This is a genomic window from Proteus sp. PR00224 (assembly GCF_016238105.1).
Classification (GTDB): Bacteria; Pseudomonadota; Gammaproteobacteria; order Enterobacterales; family Enterobacteriaceae; genus Proteus.
The window spans coordinates 92,376-108,313 of record NZ_JAEHQU010000003.1 but is presented as its reverse complement, the minus strand read 5'-3'; the positions used below and the strand labels follow the sequence as shown (position 1 = coordinate 108,313).

Genomic DNA, 15,938 nt, shown 5'->3' with positions numbered 1-15,938 from the left:
AAGGATAAAAATGAATACAATGATAGAAACTTGTTATGGTGCAGTAAGCGAACAAATCATCAAAAAAGCAGAAAAAATCCAATTGCTGATTTGTGATGTTGATGGTGTGATGTCAGACGGACTCATTTACATGGGCAATAATGGCGAAGAATTAAAAGCTTTTAATGTCCGTGATGGGTATGGCATCCGTTGTTTGCTTACATCCGGCATTGAGGTTGCTATCATTACAGGTCGTCAGTCTAAACTGTTAGAAGGTCGTGCTAAGACCCTTGGCATTACATATCTTTACCAAGGTCAGCATAATAAGCTTTTGGCGTATCAACAACTGTTAGATACACTAAACCTTAAACCTGAACAAACAGCCTATATTGGTGACGACCTGATTGATTTACCTGTAATGGAAAAAGTAGGACTTTCCGTTGCCGTGGCTGATGCTCATCCATTACTTACACCTCATGCTAATTATGTAACCCGCATTGCGGGAGGGCGTGGTGCAGTACGAGAGTTGTGTGATTTAATCCTTTTAGCGCAAGGTCGGCTTGAAGAAGCTAAAGGTCTTTCGATTTAACGTATAACGATACAGAATGAATAAATTAAAATCCTGGTTTACCTTAATTCTTGCCATTATCGCCCTTGCGCTGATTGGCTGGAACTACACTAATAACACTGAATTCGGTGATGGTGAGATTGTTGATGATGGTCAGCCAACTTATCAATCCAAATCATCGATATCTTTTGTTTACGAGCCAACGGGTATACTCGGATATAAACTTGTTGCTGATGATGTCAAAAATTATGCTCAACAGAAGTTTACATGGTTTACTAACCCTGTCTTAACTACCTATTCACCGACAGGGGATGCAACATGGACAGTACGCGCGAATAAAGCCAAGCTGACAAACAGTAAAATGCTCTATCTTTATGGCGATGTTCAAATTGATAGCTTAACCGATGATTCTCAACTACAGAGAATAAGCACAGACAACGCTATCGCAAATTTAGATACACAGGATGTTTCCTCTGATGATGAAGTGACTATTATCGGCGTCGGACTGAAATCAGTCGGCTTAAAAATGCAAGGCAATCTGCGCGAGAAACGTGCAGAGCTGATTGAAAAGGTAAACACCTATTATGAGATCCCTAATGAATCAAAAAATCCGTAATACACTGATTATCGGTACACTTTTAGCGATAAGTGTACCTGTGATGGCGCTTAAAGATGACACACAACAACCTATTGTTGTGAACTCAGAGAAACAGTCGCTTGATCTAGAAAAAAACGTCACAACCTTTACACAAAATGTTGTGATCAAACAAGGATCTATCGATATTCGTGCTGATAAAGTTGTTGTCACACGCCCAGGTGGTGACTCCAAAAGGATCGTCATAGAAGCTTTTGGTAACCCAGTGACTTTTTATCAGTTACAAGATGATGGTAAACCTATCAAAGGTCGTGGCGAGAAAATGACCTATGAAATGGATAAAGAGTTAATGACCTTAACGGGTAAAGCCTATCTTGAACAATTAGACAGTAATATCACCGGTGATAAGATCACTTATCTCGTCCCAACTCAGCAAATGGAAGCTTTTAGCGGTAAAGGTAAACAAGTGACTACTGTTTTACTGCCTTCCCAGTTGCAAGAGAAAGGCCCTGGTGTTAACAACAAAGGTAAGTAACACTTTATGGCGCTGTTAAAAGCTGAAAATTTAGCGAAAGCATACAAAGGGCGCACCGTTGTCGGTGATGTAAGCCTGAACGTTAATTCAGGTGAGATTGTCGGCTTACTTGGACCAAATGGTGCAGGTAAAACAACCACATTCTATATGGTTGTTGGCATTGTCGCTCGTGATGCAGGTAGTATCACAATTGATGATGAAGACATTACGCTGTTACCATTACATGAACGAGCACGTAAAGGCATTGGCTATCTTCCTCAAGAGGCGTCTATTTTTAGACGCTTAAGCGTTTATGACAACATTATGGGGATCTTAGAAATCCGCCATGATTTAACGCCTGAAGAACGAAAAGATCGAGCAGAAGAACTGCTAGAAGAGTTTAATGTCAGCCACTTACGTAACAGCTTAGGGCAATCATTATCAGGGGGGGAACGCCGCCGCGTTGAAATCGCGCGGGCATTGGCAGCAAACCCTAAATTCATTTTATTAGATGAACCTTTTGCGGGTGTTGACCCTATTTCGGTATTAGATATTAAAAAAATTATCCAGCATCTACGTGATTATGGATTAGGTGTACTGATTACTGACCATAACGTTCGTGAAACATTAGATGTGTGTGAACGTGCTTATATCGTCAGCCAAGGTCACCTTATCGCTCATGGTTCACCAGAAGAAATTCTTGAAAATGAGCAAGTTAAACGTGTTTACTTAGGTGAAGGCTTCCGCCTGTAATCTTTGATTCACTTTTACTCTGTCATGGATGACAACAGCAAAGGACTCATCGCATTATTATGAAACAAAGTCTGCAACTTCGTCTTAGTCAGCAACTGGCAATGACGCCACAGCTACAACAGGCTATTCGTTTGTTGCAACTTTCGACGCTTGAATTACAACAAGAAATTCAGCAAGCGCTTGAGTCTAATCCACTTCTAGAACAAGACGACGATCAACAAGATCCCGTTTCAGATGAGACCTCTCATACAGAGAATCAGTCAGACTCTACAACAGAAACAACAACTGAAAACGGAGTTGAAGAGTTCGACACGCTGGATGCTTTAGAGCAAAAAGAGATGCCTGATGATCTCCCTTTGGATACTCAATGGGAAGAGATCTACACCGCAGGCACGCCTTCTGGCACCAGTAATGACTATACTGATGATGAGCTTCCATTGTATCAAGGTGAAACAACTGCCTCATTGCAAGATTACCTAACATGGCAGGCTGATCTCACTCCATTTTCAGAAACAGACAGAGCGATTGCGATAAGTATTATCGATGCTGTTGATGAAACAGGATATTTAACGGTCACAACAGATGACATCCTTTCTGGAATGGGCGATGATGAATTAGAGCTTGATGAAGTCGAAGCCGTATTAAAACGTATTCAACGCTTTGATCCTATTGGTGTTGCTGCTCGTGATTTAAAAGAGTGTCTTTTGATTCAGCTATCCGCTTTTTCAACAGAAACACCCTATCTTAAAGAAACGCAGTTAGTTATTAGCCAATATTTAGAGTTGCTAGGTAACCGTGATTTTCGTCAATTGATGCGTCAAACGAAGTTACGCGAAGAGACACTAAAATCTGTTATTGAGATGATCCAGTCTCTTGATCCTAAGCCCGGATTAAGTATTGATACAGGCGAGTCAGAGTATGTTATTCCAGATATACTGGTAAAAAAATCAGGTGAACGCTGGCAAGTTGAGTTAAATACAGATAGCATTCCTCGCCTACGAATAAATGAGACTTATGCAGCTTTGGGTCAATCGACTCAAAATGAAAGCGATGGAAAATTTATTCGTGACAATTTACAAGAAGCCAAATGGCTGATAAAAAGTTTAGAAAGCCGTAATGAGACATTATTAAAAGTCGCTCATTGCATTGTTGACACACAGCAGGCATTTTTCGAATTGGGTGAAGAGCATATGAAACCCCTAGTGTTAGCCGATATTGCTGAACAGGTTGAAATGCACGAATCCACCATTTCTCGCGTGACAACGCAAAAATTTTTGCATTGCCCGAGAGGAATTTTCGAATTGAAGTATTTTTTCTCTAGCCATGTGAATACTGATAGCGGAGGCGAAGCCTCTTCAACAGCAATCAGGGCTTTAGTGAAGAAACTAATCGCAGCAGAAAATCCAGCGAAACCACTTAGTGATAGTAAACTGGCTGATATGCTCGCAGAACTTGGAATACAAGTTGCTCGACGTACTGTTGCGAAGTATAGAGAGTCATTATCCATCCCGCCTTCAAATCAACGCAAAGAGTTGGTTTGAGCATAATTGAGAAGGAAGACACTATGGAACTTCAAATCACTGGTCATAATATTGAATTAACCGATGCTCTGCGTGATACCGTCAAAGCAAAAAGCGCGAAATTACCTCAGTTCTTTGACAAAATTAATAACGTTCAGGTTATCCTGAAAGTCGAGAAAGTTAATAAAATCGCGGAAGCGACCATTCAAGTTAATGGCGGTGAATTGCATGCCTCTGCAGAAGCAGAAGATATGTACGCAGCAATTGATGGATTAATGGATAAACTGGCTCGTCAATTAACCAAACACAAAGATAAACTGAGACAACATTAATTCATTTCCCATTGTGAAATGGAGATACAATCGGCGAAGTTACTGCGTTGTTTATGACTCGGTTTAAACCAACGCCTAATCAATATCAGTAACGAAAAACCAGATGTCACTTTGTGGCATCTGGTTTGCTGGTCTAAGTGAATAAGACAATGAACAACGATACAAAGATGAATATTAGCGACGTACTTTCTCTGGCATGTACGCATAATGATGTACATTGCACGAGTAAAAAGCGCGCGTTAGAAATTATCAGTGAAAATGCAGCAAAAGCACTTAATTTACCCGAAACACTGATATTTGAAGCCTTATTGACGCGTGAAAAAGTCGGTACAACAGGGATTGGGGGTGGCTTGGCTATCCCTCATGGACGTATTGAAAGTGATGAAACAGAAAAAGTAGTTGGTGTGTTTCTTCACCTAAGCGAACCTATTGCCTTCGACGCTATTGATAATCAACCTGTCGACTTGTTGTTCGCATTACTCGTTCCTGCAACACAATGTAAGGAACATTTACACACACTGTCTTTGATTGCAAAACAGTTGGCAGACAAAAATTTATGTCGCCGACTACGCTCCGCACAAAGTGATGAAGAGCTTTATCAGATTATCACTGAATAACCCCTACGGGTTTAGTAGGACGCGAATAGCATACAGTGGAATGATATTCATCACTGGGAAATTATAGGGGAGCTACCTCATGGTGCTGATGATAGTCAGCGGACGCTCTGGTTCAGGTAAGTCGGTCGCTTTGCGTGCGCTTGAAGACATGGGATTTTATTGTGTTGATAACTTACCTGTTGATCTTTTACCTGAGCTCGCAAAAACACTGGCTGAACGTGATGCTTCTGCTGCCGCAGTCAGTATTGATGTCCGAAATATGCCAGAGTCGCCGGAGATCTTCGAAAAAGCGCTGGAAAGTTTACCCGCTGAATATTCTCCACAACTCTTATTTTTAGACGCAGATAGAAATACCTTAATTCGTCGTTATAGTGATACACGACGTCTGCACCCTCTCTCAACTAAAAATCTTTCATTAGAAATGGCGATTGATACAGAGAGTGATCTGCTTGAGCCATTACGATCACGAGCTGATCTCATCATTGACACCTCTGAAATGTCAGTTCATGAGCTTGCAGAAATGCTGCGTACTCGCTTATTAGGCAAGCGTGAACGTGAGCTAACGATGGTTTTTGAATCCTTTGGCTTTAAGCATGGTATTCCTATTGATGCGGATTATGTTTTTGATGTGCGATTCTTACCAAATCCACATTGGGATCCTAAACTGCGTCCAATGACAGGTTTAGATCGCCCTGTCGCGGCATTTTTAGATAGACACACCGAAGTTCATAACTTTATTTATCAAACTAGAAGCTATCTTGAACTTTGGTTGCCGATGTTAGAAACCAATAACCGTAGTTATTTAACGGTTGCGATTGGTTGTACGGGAGGTAAACACCGTTCTGTTTATGTTGCTGAGCAACTCGCAGATTATTTCCGCTCTAGAGGGAAAAACGTACAATCACGCCACAGAACACTAGAAAAACGCAAATGACCCAATATCGACAAGTTGCGATTAAAAATCGACTCGGTATGCATGCAAGACCTGCAATGAAGTTGTTTGATTTAGTAAAAACATTTCAATCAACCGTCATTTTACGCAACAACGAAGGGGTTGAAGCACAAGCGGATAGTGTGATTGCTATGCTAATGTTAGATTCAGAGCAAGGCAGTCAAATTGATATAGAAGTTACTGGTAGTGATGAAAATGAAGCTATTGATGCTATTATCGCATTATTTGAATCGGGGTTTGATGAAGAATAATCGCAATAGAAAACAATAGATTAGCATTTCTTAACTAAATAACCCGAAAGAGACTGTGATCACTGTCTCTTTCTTTTTTATACAGAACCGCCTATTATCTCTTATATGAGTTTAACAACACCCCCACCTCACCCGTGGGGGTGTTGTTTTGCATTGGAATAAATTGGAGTGTGGTATGACAAAGCCAACAATTATCATCAACGAACTTGATGCAGAACGTTTAGATTCATTACTTGAACAACCGGCATTTGCAGATAGTCCGATTGCTGAAGCATTGAATGAAGAATTAGATCGTGCTGACATTGTTACACCAGCTGATATCCCTGCTAATATTGTCACAATGAACAGCAAAGTCCGTTTTATGGACTTAAAAAATAATGAAGAGCGCACTCGTACTTTAGTGTATCCCGCTTCATTAAAAGACAGCACTACTGAACTCTCCGTCATGGCACCAATGGGTGCTGCGCTATTGGGTTTAGCCATTGATGATGAAATTAGTTGGAAGCTGCCTAATGGCCTTGAAACCAAGGTTAAAGTATTAGAAATTCTATACCAACCGGAAGCTGCGGGTGAATTACACCGTTAAGCAGAGCTGAAGGTTCGCGTCTTATTTTTATCTTATCGTTTGAAAAGCACACTGATAAACGCGATATCTCAGCCCATTGCGGGCTGAGATTAAAGGTTGTGATGAGTATCTAAAATTTACTCACCTGCAATGCTCATTTCTGGTAACAACAACGATCCACACTGAACATTACTGCGCGTCTCAATATCATCACCCATCGTGGCAATATTTGCCCACATATCTTTTAAGTTACCTGCAATAGTCACTTCGCTTACAGGATATTGAATTTCGCCATTCTCAACCCAAAAACCGCTCGCACCACGAGAGTAATCACCTGTTACTGTACTGACACCTTGTCCCATCAATTCCGTAACAACAAGACCTGTTCCCATCTCTTTTAACAGTGCATCAAACGATAAACCTTGCCCAGGGATATACCAGTTATGAATACCACCAGCATGACCATTACTCTTTAAGCCCAGCTTTCTTGCTGAATATGTGGTTAACAACCACTCTTGTAATACGCCATCTTTGATAATTTCAGCATCTGTGGTACGCACACCTTCACTATCAAACGGTGTTGATGCCAGACCTCTCATTAAGTGAGGACGCTCTTGAATATTTAACCACTGAGGGAAAATTTGCTTACCTAAGCTATCGAGTAAACAAGATGATTCACGATAAATCATGCTACCACTGATTGCTGCAACCAAATGACCAAAAATACCTGTCGCCACATCTGCCGCAAAAATAACGGGGGCTTTCATGGTTGGTAGTTTACGAGGTGCAAGGCGAGATAAAGTACGGCGAGCGCACTCTTGACCAACCCATTCAGGTGATTCTAGATCATCAAAGCGACGACTAATAGTGTAAGCATAGTCGCGCTCCATATCTTCACCATCACGAGCAATAACACAACTCGACATCGAATAGCGTGAAGATGAATAGCTTTTTAATAAGCCAAGGCTATTACCAAATACACGGGTTCCACTGTGACTATTAAAACTGCCACCCTCGGTGTTGATAATACGGCTATCGCTATCTAAAGCGGCTTTTTCTGCTCTCGATGCTAATTCAATCGCTTTATCTGCTGTGACTTCGGTAGGATGGTAAAGATCAAGGAAAGGTGCATCAAACGCTAATAGCTCTTGATCAGCAGGCCCTGCATATGGGTCAACTGAAGTGTAGCGTGCAATATCCACAGCAGCTTGTACAGCTCGCTTAATCGCATCAGGACTTAAATCTGTTGAAGATGCACTACCTTTGCGTTGTTGTTGATAAACAGTGATGCCTAAAGCGCCATCACTGTTAAATTCAACATTTTCAACTTCACCATAACGCGTACTTACACTAATACCCGTCGATTTATTAATAGCGACTTCAGCACCATCACACTGTTTTGCAGCCAGCTCTAATGCGAGAGAGACGGCGTCTTCAAGCTGTTTTACCTGATCTGAATTATTCATTGAGAACCATTTTTCCTAAGGAGAACACCACTTTTTACTTATTTTTAGCAAAGTAAATCAATTGACAGGTGGTCAACAAGCGATTTTCCCAGTTACAATAGAAGATATATGAATGTTATCACCCGTCGGGCTTTTGGTCATTCACCAAATCACACTCCCGGCTTACTCTGCAACAGGAATTTTTATTATGGCAAAGCAGCCTGAAGAGTGGCATTACCTCAATCCTGAATTTGACGATACCTCGTCAGAAGAGGAAGAAGAGGACGAAATCATCTGGGTCAGCAAAAGCGAAATTAAACGTGATGCTGAAGCACTCAAAAAACTGGGTACTGAATTAGTTGAATTAAGTGCACAAGAATTAGAACGTGTGCCATTAGATGAGAAATTATTAGCCTCTATTCAATTAGCACAAAAAGTACAGCGTGAAGCACGCCGCCGCCAAATTCAATATATTGGAAAACTACTGCGCAATGTAGACGAAGATCCGATCCGTCAAGCGCTTGATAAACTCAAAAACCGCCACAATCAACAGATCTTAGTGTTACATAAACTTGAAGATCTGCGAATTCGCCTTGTTGAAGGTGGCAATGAAGTGATTGAAGAAGTCGTTGCGCTTTATCCAATGGCTGATCGCCAACAATTACGCACACTTATCCGTAATGCGAAAAAAGAAAAAGAAGCGAATAAACCGCCAAAATCATTCCGCTTACTATTTCAATATCTAAAAGATTTATCAGAATCAGCATAAAACCTGATCATCCTGAAAACGCAGTGTAAATTCAGCCTCACTGCGATTTTCAGGGCGTATTTTCTATTCTGAATTACTTTTGTGTTTTATGCTCACAATGAAAGCTTAAAACGTCTTTACCAAGCTCATTTTGTGCTTCTTGCATCAATTCCACCAAAGGTTGAAAATCACAGGAATGATGAGGCAAATGCCTGAAAACAATACTGACTGGCAATTCTATTCCACCCACTAACGCATCCCATAGTGCATCTAGATTATCGCCAAATTTATCATCTAACTGAAATTGCAGTGCAAAATCGTGATAAAAGGCTTCTCTATCTGCCAGTGTCTTAAAATTGAAGATAACCTGTTTCATTAAGGTGCGACCTTTGTCATTGTACGATAATGATCAGTGGTAACATAAATCAGCCCATCATTCGAATAGAGCAATCTGTCACTGCCACGATGACCACACTGATAATTTACATCCGCTTCATACCACTGGCGTCCAGTTTCTTCTGGCAACTGTTTTTCGCGGTTCATAAAGCGATCGCCTCCGATTGCTCTTCCCGGTAAGACTTCACATAAATTGCCCGCTTTCGCATTCCAGCCTTTTTCTCTCGCCTCTTTTTTAGTGAGATAAAAATCTGGCAATTGTTGATGACGTTGCAAATAGTTAGCTACCACATTGGCTTGTGTTTTCTCATCAATAGATAGTGGGATTTGTGCTGGTTTATTGGTGTTATTGCTTGATGATGTCGGAATAGGAGCTGAGGATGAAGGCATTGGCGCTTTGGTTTCAGACAATAAACCTTTATAAAGAACACCAAATAAAACCGCAATAACAATAATAACTGGTAATAAACGTTTACCCATAAGTTAACCCCCTTACTGTTGCTAGGATAAAAAACTCCATCAAAAGATGGAGTTCAATAGATACTGACAAATAACGATAGCGATAATTAAGCTGTACCGCCAACCGTGATTTTATCAAGCTTCAACGTTGGTTGACCCACACCAACAGGGAGACTTTGTCCTTCTTTACCACAAACGCCAACCCCTTTATCTAAAGCAAGATCATTACCTACCATAGAAACTTGTTGCATAGCTTCAATACCTGAACCAATTAGAGTTGCCCCTTTAATTGGTTTGGTTATTTTTCCATTCTCGATTAAATAAGCTTCTGAGGTTGAGAAAACAAATTTGCCCGATGTAATATCAACCTGACCGCCACCAAAGTTTGGTGCGTAAATACCGCGATCAACACTGGCAATAATCTCTTCTGGTGAAGACTTACCTGCTAACATGTAAGTGTTTGTCATACGAGGCATAGGAAGATGCGCGTAAGATTCACGACGACCATTTCCCGTTGGCGCAACACCCATTAAACGCGCGTTCATCTTATCTTGCATATAGCCTTTTAAGATGCCGTTTTCGATTAAAACATTGTATTGACCTGGTACACCTTCGTCATCAATAGCCACAGAGCCACGACGACCTTCAATTGTGCCATCATCAACAATAGTACAAAGCTCAGAAGTTACTCTCTCGCCAATGCGTCCCGAAAATACAGAGGTTTCACGGCGATTGAAATCCCCCTCTAATCCATGACCGACTGCTTCATGCAATAACACACCTGGCCATCCTGCGCCCAATACAACAGGCATCGTTCCCGCAGGTGCCGCAATTGCAGATAAATTCACTAATGCCATACGCACAGCTTCACGCGCATAAGTGATAGCGTGGCTTTCACCATCGACTTTAGTTAGGAAATAATCATAACCAAAACGACCACCGCCACCACTTGCGCCACGCTCACGTTTGCCATCTTCTTCCACCAGCACACTCACTGAAAGACGAACTAAAGGACGCACATCGGCGGCTAACGTGCCATCGGTTGCTGCAACAAGCACATGCTCATAAACACCTGTTAATGACGCATTAACTTGTTTAACGCGTTTATCTTCAGCGCGAGCCGCTTTATCTACCTCATGCAATAGCGCAATTTTCTCTTCACGAGAGAGGCTTTGCAGAGGATCGTTTAAGCTGTATAGCGGAGAATGTTGAATAGCACCTAAAGTATGGATGCGACCATTACCTTTAGCCTGAACAATACTTCGTGCAGCATGAGCACTTTGGTTAAGTGCATTAAGCGTTAGTTGGTCTGCATAAGCAAAGCCGGTTTTTTCACCGTAAATTGCTCTAACACCAACACCTTGATCAATATTGTAAGAGCCATCTTTAATAATCTGATCGTCTAGGATCCAAGCCTCGTGATAACTTGACTGAAAATAAAGATCACCATAATCAATTTGACGCTGTGCAAGCTGCTCTAGTGTTGATGCTAAATCATCTAAACTAAGTTTGTTTGCTTCCAACAGACTTTCGCTGACAACAGCTAAACTCATAATTCTTCTTTATCCTTAACTTTTTTGATTAAGTGGGTCAGTTTCGGGCGAAAGCGGTTATGTTTTACAACCCGTATCTGTTCACGCATACCGTGTAGACTTTCGACACCAACATTCAGCGTTAGCGCACTAACAGCATCAGGGTTCTTTTTCAAGACTTTACCCCAACCATCAATCGCCATCGTATGACCCCAAGTCCGGCGCGTATCATGTGTACCCACTTGTGCTGGCGCTAAGATAATACACTGATTTTCAATGGCACGAGCACGTAATAAAGGCTCCCAGTGCGCTTTACCTGTTAAACGGGTAAAAGCCGCAGGTACAGAGATTATCTCTGCCCCTTTTTCTCTTAATGCTTGGAAAATACCTGGGAAGCGTAAGTCATAACAGATTGTTAAACCTAATTTCCCAACCGGAGTATCAACGACTGTTAGGCGCTCACCGCGTTGATAAATAGAAGATTCGTTATATTCGCCTTGCTCATCATCAATACTGACATCAAACATATGGATTTTGTCATAACGAGCTCGAATAACACCTTCATCATCAAACACCAAACTACTGCTGGTAATTTGGTCTGGGGAGTCTCGACTAATCAATGGCATAGAACCGACTAAGATCCACACTTTATAGCGCTGAGCCATTTTAGCGATAGCATTTTGTAAAGGCCCATCGCCCTGAACTTCAGCATGTTTATGATAATCTTTAGAGTTCGAAAAAAGTAACGCATTTTCAGGTGTTAATACAAGCTTCACTGAATCGGGTAATTGCTTAATCTGTTGCTCAATTTGCGCCAGATTATTTTTTGTGTTTTTACCGCTACAAAGTTGCAAAAGTGCGACATTAACTTTTTTCATAACGCCTGATTCTCCTTAAGCTGACGCAGTACTTCGTCAATTTTGGGTTGTTCCATAGTTCCGGTCACATGATAACGGATAACTGAAATCTTACTCCAAAGTGGCCCCAGAACCTTTGATGCCGCAAACACTGCGGCGCCTGCAATTGGGTTTATCGCGAAAGCCGTAGCAACACCGACAGTTGCTGAAATCTCTGGCGTTACCACAACTTGTAGGTCCATTTTACGTTCAAGTAAATCAACTTTCCCACTTATCGCAATATCAGCAATAACACCATCAACTCGGACACTCTCAGCATTCATAATACCTTGATTGATCGTAATTTCACTCTTAATCGAGTCATACTCAAAATGCTCGCTGAAAGTATCCCTAAAATCAAACTGTAATTTACGTAAAAGCGCATCAAAACTCACAAGGCGCAGTAATTTACCCGCTTGTCCAACATTCACTTTTTCGATACGCCCTTTCCCTAAGACAGATTTAATATCACCATTTAAGGTCGCCAGATTAAAATTCCACGGCGTATCACGCCATTGTAATGAAAAATCAGCAGAAAGTGGGGACTGGATAATAGGAATAATAAAACCGAAATAAGCGGCCATTTCATCAATTTCTTCCGCTTTTAATTTACCTATTAACTTCGTCGTATTATTACCTGCATTATCTTCAGACCACACACCATTAACAGACAATTCACCGCTGCTATTTTCCAACTTACCGTCAGTTAGAAATAAAGCACCCTGATTTTGTTTTAACGAACCTTCAATTTTCCCTAAAAGCAAGCCATTTACCCAACATTCTCGGCACTCAAAATCAATAGAAGGAATGTTTTTAACTGAAAACTTCAATGCATTCACATCAGAAGTGTTTGCCATTTTTAACGGTTTTTCTTCTTGAGATAGGGTTGCACCATTAAAATAGAGATAATTAATATTCACTTGCCAAGGTGTCGATGCTTCAGGAATAAACACATCGCCTCGTAATTCACTTCCTGAAAAGGCAAATTTTACCCCTTCACTAACGCGCATAATCTCAGTTTGAGGATTACGCCATTTTTGCCCTGCAAAATTTAAATCAGGCAAACTGATATGCACATTATCAGGAAAAGTGACTTCATTTTCAGACGGCGTTAAAGACGAAAAAGCCATTAATGTCGGCAACCATTTATCCCCCTCTAATCCTTTAAGAGCGATAGTTAAGCGTTGTTGTGAATTTAATTCAGGTAATTTAATAGAAGAAGAAACAACATGGCCTTGTAATAAACGTAGCTGTTTTCCTAATGCCCACTGGCTATTAAGTTTCCACTGTTTCTCAGCACTGGCATTCACGGTTAAGGTTTCACTGTTACCCTTGGCAGAAATCACAATAGGTGGTGAATTTTTTAAATCCTGTGTTTCAGGCGCTGTTAACTTGCTGCTTAATGCATTGATATTTCCGGTTAAATCGACTTGATAATCAACATCACCTTTTTCGGGGATCTTAACATTAACGTTGCCATGCCATGGAAATACACCACTAAACTTATGTTGAATATCGCTAGGTAACCCTTGAATTTTTTGAATATCCCATTGGCCTTTTAAGCCGACATCAACCTGATAATTATCCGTATCATTGTGACTTGTAAATGAGAAAGCAAGCGGCTGCCCAAACCAATTAGCCGTTAATGTATCACTTTCAAGTTTGTCATTATGGTAACGAAACTGCCCACTCACGCCTTTCAATGTGGTATCCATGAAGTTCAAAGTGACATCATTATTTTTTAAATTAACCTCACCAGAAGCCACAACCTCATCACCACCAAAGGGGATATCAAGTTTCAATGTACCGTCAATTTTTCCCGCTACTTTTAGCTCTTCAAGTGTATGACCAATACTCGCCATTTGAGAATCTAAGAAATACTCTTTCAGCTCGTCGCCTGTGGCTTGAATATCCGCATTAATTAAGATTTTTTCTTGTCGATAGCTTTCAATGACTGCACTTAAATTCGTGGCTGTCGCTTTACCCACTTTTGCTTGTGCAGAAGACATCCATAAGCCGTCATTTTTAAAGTCTAGATTAATATCGAGATCAAATAACGCAGGCCATTCACTATCAAATTTAAAGGTCGCGTGTTTGACGGGCGCATAAACTTGGAACCATCCTTTGTGGTTATCAAAAGGAAAATCAGCGGGATCGCCATCAAAAATAAAGGTTCCATTATCGATATTACCCGCAATAATCGCATCTGAGAGATATTGAGTCAGTGCCTTCCCGACATACTCCTCAGGCAAATAACGCCATGTATCACCCGCATTTGTAACTCTAACGCCTGATAAAATGGAAAGACGCTGATCTTCACCTTGTTTCTCATAACGAAAATCGCCCGCAACCCATGCTGATGTAGCTTTAACATCGAGCCCTTGGCTCCAAAGAGACAGGTTATCCCCTGAATGTTGCCAATAAACCGTTCCTTTCCCTTTTTCAATATTCAACGGTGCTTTAAATAATTCGCCCGTGTCTATTTCACTATCTGCTAGGGCAAAGTTAAGCTCACCACGTTGCATACTCCCTTTTAATTGCCCGCTGAAATGCTGTACTGAGGGGATCTCTTGCCAACGCTTCCAACTCACATTTTCCCAAGAGAGATTAATAGCGCTTTGCTCGAAGTTTTCTGGAGTGAGATCTAATGCAAAGTCATTAACCACACCAGAAAATTGGCGATACTGCCACTGGCGAACAAAATCAGGTGTTAAAAAAGAGAATAATGGCAATACAGCATATAACCTATCTAACTCAATATTCTTGGCGCGAATGCGCCATGCTTCATCATGCTGTTTTTCTTTTGGTTGATAAAGCACCGCTAAATAACCGTCAGGCCACTCTTCACCATCCATTGTAATTTTTCGAGTATAAGGAACATCCGCAAGCCAGCCATTTTCTTGCCTTCTCATACGTAAAATTAAGTCTTCAACATTTAATACGTGCGAGGTTCCATCACTACTCCAATCCATTTCACCTTGATGAATTTGCAACTGACTTCCAGTAATACGCCCTTGAGTAATTTCAATCCAGTTAGACAAACTGGCTTTAGCTTCACCTACGCCACTATTATTTTTGACCCACTGACTAAGCCAAGGTGAAATATCGATGTCATCTGCGGTAAGAAATACTTTACCGTTATCGATCAAACCGTTCTCTTTGGTATAGAGATCAAGGCGTACCTTTAACCCCCCATAATGATTAATGGGTGTATCAAGAGTGACTTCACCTTGAGCTCGGTGACGATTTTTCTGATTCAACCACATTAATTCAGGCACATGTAATGTACTGGTATCTCCTGAAGGGGTTAAAAAAATAAAACGGCTTTCAATCAGTTTAAAACGATCAAACTGTTCGAGAAAAAGTGAAGAAATATCATCAGGTTCGGTTAAGGTAATATCACCACTTTGCCCCGTAAAAATTGGCTGTTGGTAATTAACATATAACTGTTCAAAGGTCAGTTCACGAAAATGAAGACGAAAAGCGAATAATGAACGCCACACGTCAAAAGAAAAAGTGACTTTTTCTGCCGTAACGTTCACATCTTTATTGGTAATATTCAGTCCTTCCACTTGAATATCAGGACCAAAATTTTGCCACTCCCCCGTGATCTTTGTCATTGAGACAGGGCTATTGAGTTGCTTCGTAAGATACGTTTCTATTTCAGGGCGATAACTATCTAAGCGTGGCAGAAAGTAGCGAAATCCGCTTAATACCAAGGCAAAAACGATGAGGCAAAAAACTGTTATCACTAACAGGTATTTAGGCAGCCGCTTCATTTTTGTCTCCTTTCTGCCATCATATTCATTAGGAAGG

17 protein-coding genes are annotated in these 15,938 nt (G+C 41.0%); 11 read left to right on the top strand and 6 right to left on the bottom strand.

Translation table 11 applies throughout. From position 1 onward, the window contains the following. The first annotated feature begins 10 nt into the window (after window positions 1-10). From kdsC to rnk, 10 genes are all read left to right on the top strand, one after another. Complete coding sequence (kdsC, locus tag JEP71_RS06535) at window positions 11-568, top strand: 3-deoxy-manno-octulosonate-8-phosphatase KdsC (protein ID WP_198619276.1); 558 nt, start codon at window positions 11-13, stop codon at window positions 566-568. A gap of 16 nt (window positions 569-584) precedes the next feature. Beyond that, window positions 585-1,163 carry an LPS export ABC transporter periplasmic protein LptC gene (gene lptC, locus JEP71_RS06530; RefSeq protein WP_198625949.1) on the top strand — a complete coding sequence of 193 codons (579 nt, stop codon included), beginning with the start codon at window positions 585-587 and terminating at the stop codon, window positions 1,161-1,163. After that, entirely contained in the window at window positions 1,144-1,677 is a 534-nt protein-coding gene (gene lptA / locus JEP71_RS06525) for a lipopolysaccharide ABC transporter substrate-binding protein LptA (protein ID WP_198625948.1), read from the top strand. Before lptC ends, lptA begins: the two co-directional genes overlap by 20 nt. Before the next feature lie 6 nt (window positions 1,678-1,683). Continuing rightward, entirely contained in the window at window positions 1,684-2,409 is a 726-nt protein-coding gene (lptB, locus tag JEP71_RS06520; RefSeq protein ID WP_006535352.1) for an LPS export ABC transporter ATP-binding protein, read from the top strand. A 59-nt stretch (window positions 2,410-2,468) separates the two neighbouring features. After that, a complete protein-coding gene (gene rpoN / locus JEP71_RS06515) occupies window positions 2,469-3,950 on the top strand; it encodes an RNA polymerase factor sigma-54 (RefSeq protein WP_109371958.1) in 1,482 nt (493 codons plus the stop codon). Between the two features lie 23 nt (window positions 3,951-3,973). Further along, window positions 3,974-4,261: a ribosome hibernation promoting factor gene (hpf, locus tag JEP71_RS06510; RefSeq protein ID WP_036913954.1), complete on the top strand. Its 288-nt coding sequence runs from the start codon at window positions 3,974-3,976 to the stop codon at window positions 4,259-4,261. 149 nt (window positions 4,262-4,410) lie between these two features. After that, window positions 4,411-4,878, top strand: a complete 468-nt coding sequence (gene ptsN, locus JEP71_RS06505; protein ID WP_023582879.1) for a PTS IIA-like nitrogen regulatory protein PtsN — start codon at window positions 4,411-4,413, stop codon at window positions 4,876-4,878. Window positions 4,879-4,957: 79 nt separating this feature from the next. Next, the gene (gene rapZ / locus JEP71_RS06500; protein ID WP_023582880.1) at window positions 4,958-5,812 is read left to right on the top strand and encodes an RNase adapter RapZ; all 855 of its coding nucleotides are present in this window, start codon (window positions 4,958-4,960) and stop codon (window positions 5,810-5,812) included. Continuing rightward, the gene (gene npr, locus JEP71_RS06495) at window positions 5,809-6,081 is read left to right on the top strand and encodes a PTS phosphocarrier protein NPr (protein ID WP_006535359.1); all 273 of its coding nucleotides are present in this window, start codon (window positions 5,809-5,811) and stop codon (window positions 6,079-6,081) included. The genes rapZ and npr overlap by 4 nt, the downstream gene beginning before the upstream one ends. A 175-nt stretch (window positions 6,082-6,256) precedes the next feature. Beyond that, entirely contained in the window at window positions 6,257-6,667 is a 411-nt protein-coding gene (gene rnk / locus JEP71_RS06490) for a nucleoside diphosphate kinase regulator (protein WP_075671465.1), read from the top strand. 116 nt (window positions 6,668-6,783) lie between these two features. Here rnk and pmbA read toward each other — a convergent pair whose 3' ends face one another. Beyond that, complete coding sequence (gene pmbA, locus JEP71_RS06485; RefSeq protein ID WP_109371960.1) at window positions 6,784-8,112, bottom strand: metalloprotease PmbA; 1,329 nt, start codon at window positions 8,110-8,112, stop codon at window positions 6,784-6,786. A 187-nt stretch (window positions 8,113-8,299) separates the two neighbouring features. On the opposite strand from pmbA, the gene yjgA reads away from it, so the two are divergent. Beyond that, the gene (gene yjgA, locus JEP71_RS06480) at window positions 8,300-8,860 is read left to right on the top strand and encodes a ribosome biogenesis factor YjgA (RefSeq protein ID WP_088495963.1); all 561 of its coding nucleotides are present in this window, start codon (window positions 8,300-8,302) and stop codon (window positions 8,858-8,860) included. A gap of 73 nt (window positions 8,861-8,933) precedes the next feature. Here the strand turns inward: yjgA and JEP71_RS06475 are convergent, their stop codons facing one another. The 5 genes from JEP71_RS06475 to yhdP form a co-directional block, all read right to left on the bottom strand. Next, window positions 8,934-9,215: a barstar family protein gene (locus tag JEP71_RS06475; protein WP_198619275.1), complete on the bottom strand. Its 282-nt coding sequence runs from the start codon at window positions 9,213-9,215 to the stop codon at window positions 8,934-8,936. Then, a complete protein-coding gene (locus tag JEP71_RS06470) occupies window positions 9,215-9,715 on the bottom strand; it encodes a ribonuclease (RefSeq protein WP_198625947.1) in 501 nt (166 codons plus the stop codon). Before JEP71_RS06470 ends, JEP71_RS06475 begins: the two co-directional genes overlap by 1 nt. A gap of 86 nt (window positions 9,716-9,801) precedes the next feature. Continuing rightward, the gene (tldD, locus tag JEP71_RS06465; protein ID WP_109371966.1) at window positions 9,802-11,247 is read right to left on the bottom strand and encodes a metalloprotease TldD; all 1,446 of its coding nucleotides are present in this window, start codon (window positions 11,245-11,247) and stop codon (window positions 9,802-9,804) included. After that, window positions 11,244-12,104 carry a deaminated glutathione amidase gene (nit1, locus tag JEP71_RS06460; RefSeq protein WP_151434176.1) on the bottom strand — a complete coding sequence of 287 codons (861 nt, stop codon included), beginning with the start codon at window positions 12,102-12,104 and terminating at the stop codon, window positions 11,244-11,246. The genes tldD and nit1 overlap by 4 nt, the downstream gene beginning before the upstream one ends. After that, entirely contained in the window at window positions 12,101-15,901 is a 3,801-nt protein-coding gene (gene yhdP, locus JEP71_RS06455; RefSeq protein ID WP_198625946.1) for an AsmA2 domain-containing protein YhdP, read from the bottom strand. The genes nit1 and yhdP overlap by 4 nt, the downstream gene beginning before the upstream one ends. Between the last annotated feature and the right edge of the window lie 37 nt (window positions 15,902-15,938).